The following is a 1,123-nucleotide window of genomic DNA, read 5'->3' as shown; positions in this document are numbered from 1 at the left end:
GAAGAGGGATTTGGTGATCAGATCATGGGCTTCACCAAAAGTTCCATTCAGGTCGAGCTGATTTGGGCAACAACGCCGGTGATCACCAATGCGCTGATTATTGATCACTGGGGCATCGTCAAAGCCGATATCGGCGTTAAACATGGTCGTATCGCGGGCATCGGCAAAGCGGGTAACCCTGATGTGCAACCGGGCGTGACATTAGTGATTGGCCCGGGCACCGAAGTGATCGCGGGGGAAGGCTCTATTGTCACAGCGGGTGGCATCGACAGCCATATTCATTTCATCTGCCCGCAACAGATCGACGAAGCGCTCTGCTCTGGCGTGACCACCATGTTGGGTGGGGGCACAGGCCCGGCAACGGGCACCAACGCCACAACGTGTACGCCGGGCCCTTGGTATATGGCGCGTATGTTGGAAGCAGCAGAAAGTCTGCCGATGAACTTGGGTTTCCTCGGTAAAGGGAATGCCAGCTTACCCGATGCGCTGCATGAGCAGGTCGCCGCAGGTGCGATAGGCCTGAAACTGCATGAAGATTGGGGTTCTACCCCCGCATCGATTGATAACTGCCTGAATGTGGCGGAAGAAACCGACACGCAAGTGGCTATTCATACCGATACGCTCAACGAAAGCGGTTTTGTCGAAGACACACTGGCAGCAATTGGCGATCGCACTATTCACACTTATCACACCGAAGGTGCGGGTGGTGGGCATGCACCGGATATCATCAGAGCGTGCGGGCTGGCGAACGTGCTGCCGTCTTCTACGAACCCAACGCGCCCTTACACCGTGAATACCGTCGATGAGCATCTCGATATGTTGATGGTTTGCCACCATCTCGACCCCGCTATTCCTGAAGATGTGGCATTTGCGGAATCACGTATTCGTCGTGAAACTATTGCGGCGGAAGATATTCTGCATGACCTCGGCGCATTCTCGATGATTTCGTCCGATTCACAAGCAATGGGACGTGTCGGTGAGGTGATCACGCGCACATGGCAGACTGCGCACAAAATGAAAGTGCAACGCGGCAGCCTCGGTAGCGACCCAGGGCGGGATCGCACTTTGTTAATGAAATTTGAACAGGCTGATCGTCTGTGATCTAATCACGTCTCCATGCAGG

General features: G+C 54.8%; 1 protein-coding gene. It reads left to right on the top strand.

Going from position 1 to position 1,123, the window contains the following annotated elements:
* Nucleotides 1-1,101, top strand: a 1,101-nt coding sequence (locus OKB81_RS20430) for an urease subunit alpha (protein ID WP_333563084.1), incomplete at its 5' end; no start/stop codon positions are given.
* Between the last annotated feature and the right edge of the window lie 22 nt (nt 1,102-1,123).

The organism is Aeromonas sp. QDB56 (assembly GCF_027705505.1).
Classification (GTDB): domain Bacteria; phylum Pseudomonadota; class Gammaproteobacteria; order Enterobacterales; family Aeromonadaceae; genus Aeromonas; species Aeromonas caviae.
Note: the sequence above shows the minus strand (reverse complement) of the source record. Positions and strands in the feature narration are given on the sequence as shown.